The 2,051-nt window shown below is 47.7% G+C and carries 3 protein-coding genes; all 3 read right to left on the bottom strand.

Annotated features, from left to right (window positions below; all coding sequences use genetic code 11):
• Nucleotides 1-4 precede the first annotated feature (4 nt).
• Nucleotides 5-862: a glucose-1-phosphate thymidylyltransferase RfbA gene (gene rfbA / locus BFL47_RS18935; RefSeq protein ID WP_069661359.1), complete on the bottom strand. Its 858-nt coding sequence runs from the start codon at nt 860-862 to the stop codon at nt 5-7.
• The gene (gene rfbD, locus BFL47_RS18930) at nt 859-1,722 is read right to left on the bottom strand and encodes a dTDP-4-dehydrorhamnose reductase (RefSeq protein WP_069661358.1); all 864 of its coding nucleotides are present in this window, start codon (nt 1,720-1,722) and stop codon (nt 859-861) included. Before rfbD ends, rfbA begins: the two co-directional genes overlap by 4 nt.
• The coding region (locus tag BFL47_RS18925) for a dTDP-4-dehydrorhamnose 3,5-epimerase family protein (protein ID WP_139125882.1) at nt 1,719-2,051 on the bottom strand (333 nt) is incomplete at its 5' end. The genes BFL47_RS18925 and rfbD, both read right to left, overlap by 4 nt.

The raw sequence follows: 2,051 nt of genomic DNA, 5'->3' as shown, positions 1-2,051 counted from the left end.
GATTCTAAATCAATTTCATCAGATACTGTCCATAGCCACTTTTAATAAGCGGGGTAGCGGCTTCTTTAAGCTGCGCAGCATTGATAAATCCCATCCGGTAAGCCACTTCTTCGATACAGCCGATCTTCAGTCCCTGGCGGTCTTCAATCACCTGTACAAACTGACCGGCCTGCATCAGGGATTCAAAAGTTCCTGTATCCAGCCAGGCGGTGCCACGGCTTAATACCCCTACCTTCAGTCTGCCTTGTTCCAGGTAAACCTTGTTCACATCCGTAATCTCATATTCTCCTCGTGGAGAGGGTTTGATGTTTTTTGCTATCTCAATCACCGAGTTATCATAAAAATACAAGCCCGGTACGGCGTAGTTGGATTTGGGATGTTCGGGTTTCTCCTCTATCGAGATCGCCTTTTTGTTGGCGTCAAATTCCACTACTCCATAACGCTCCGGATCGGATACCTGGTAGGCAAATACAATCCCTCCTTTTGGTTCGCTCAGGTCCTGCAATAAATGTGACAGACCATCGCCATAGAAGATATTATCGCCTAAAATCAAGGCCACACTATCTGTTCCCACAAAGTCTGCACCGATTACAAAGGCTTGTGCCAGTCCATTGGGCTCTGCCTGTACCGCATACGAGAATTTGCAGCCCAGTCTGCTCCCATCGCCTAACAGCTTTTCAAAGCCTGGCAAGTCATGAGGGGTCGAGATGATCAGAATTTCTTTGATACCCGCCAGCATCAATATAGAGAGCGGATAATAAATCATCGGCTTATCATATACCGGCATCATTTGTTTACTGGTTGCAAGAGTCAGGGGGTGAAGCCTGGTGCCTGAGCCGCCTGCGAGTATTATTCCTTTCATGCTTGTTCTTTTAATTTCGTGATGCACTTGATTAGACTGTCCCGCCAATACGGAATCTTTAATCCAAAGGTGCTTTTGATCTTTGCTTTGTTCATGACCGAAAAGGCCGGGCGTACTGATTTTGTCGGGTACTCTGCTGTGGTTACCGGATGAACCTGTACGTGTGTTTCGCTGATGTCAAAGATGGCTTTGGCAAAATCGTACCAGGAGGTCACTCCTTCATTACTGTAATGGTAAATCCCATAGGATTCGTTTTTGGATTCAATGATGCTCAGGATCGCATCTGCCAGGTCAATTCCATAGGTTGGGGTGCCTACCTGATCGGCTATGATGCTCAGTTCATCACGGTCTGCGCCAAGCTTCAGCATCGTTTTAACAAAGTTGTTCCCATATTCTGAGTACAGCCAGCTGGTGCGGATGATGTAATGTTTTGCCGTCACTGCGATCACTGCGTTCTCCCCTTCGAGTTTAGTCAGCCCGTACACATTCAGCGGATGGGTTTCCTCACTTTCGGTCAGCAGATGCGGAACGTTACCTTCAAAGACGAAGTCTGTGGAGACCTGCACCAGAATGGCATCATGACGGCTGCAAAGACGGGCCAGGTTTTCTGCCCCTTCCCGGTTTATCCTGCGGGCAAGATCTACTTCATCTTCGGCTTTATCTACGGCAGTATAAGCCGCGCAGTTGATCACATATTGTGGTTGTTCGTTTTCAAACAGGATTTCAAGGGCCGCCATATCCAGGATATTGCCCTTGTCTTCTCCCGGAAAAGCGATATCTTGTATTGATCTTTGGGCCGAAACCTTTTTCAGGCAGCTGCCCAGTTGTCCGGAGGCTCCCATTACCAGGATCTTGCTCATCGTGTTAATTTTTCTTTAAAGGTTTGGAAGGTCGCATTGACCTGATCTTTTTCTGATACCAGGATATCTCCTGAGGGAAGCTGCCAGTCAATGGCCAGATCAGGATCACTATAAAGCAATGACTCTTCGGATGCTTTATGGTAATAATTATCGCATTTATAAAAAAACTCTGCTTCAGGGCTCAGCACGGCAAAGCCATGGGCAAAACCACGGGGAACGAACAGCTGTCTTTTGTTTTCAGCGCTCAGCAGTACACTGACATGCTGGCCCAATGTGGCTGAACCGGCACGAAGATCTACGGCTACATCCAGCACCGTGCCTTTGATGGC

The sequence above is a fragment of the Arcticibacter eurypsychrophilus genome (genome assembly GCF_001730525.1).
GTDB lineage: Bacteria > Bacteroidota > Bacteroidia > Sphingobacteriales > Sphingobacteriaceae > Arcticibacter > Arcticibacter eurypsychrophilus.
The sequence above is the reverse complement of the archived record's forward strand: the minus strand, read 5'-3'. Positions and strand labels throughout refer to the sequence as shown.

Bases quoted from the DNA above. Each gene is read 5' to 3' on its own strand.
- rfbA (WP_069661359.1), bottom strand. From the start codon at position 862: ATGAAAGGAATAATACTCGCAGGCGGCTCAGGCACCAGGCTTCACCCC.
- rfbD (WP_069661358.1), bottom strand. From the start codon at position 1,722: ATGAGCAAGATCCTGGTAATGGGAGCCTCCGGACAACTGGGCAGCTGC.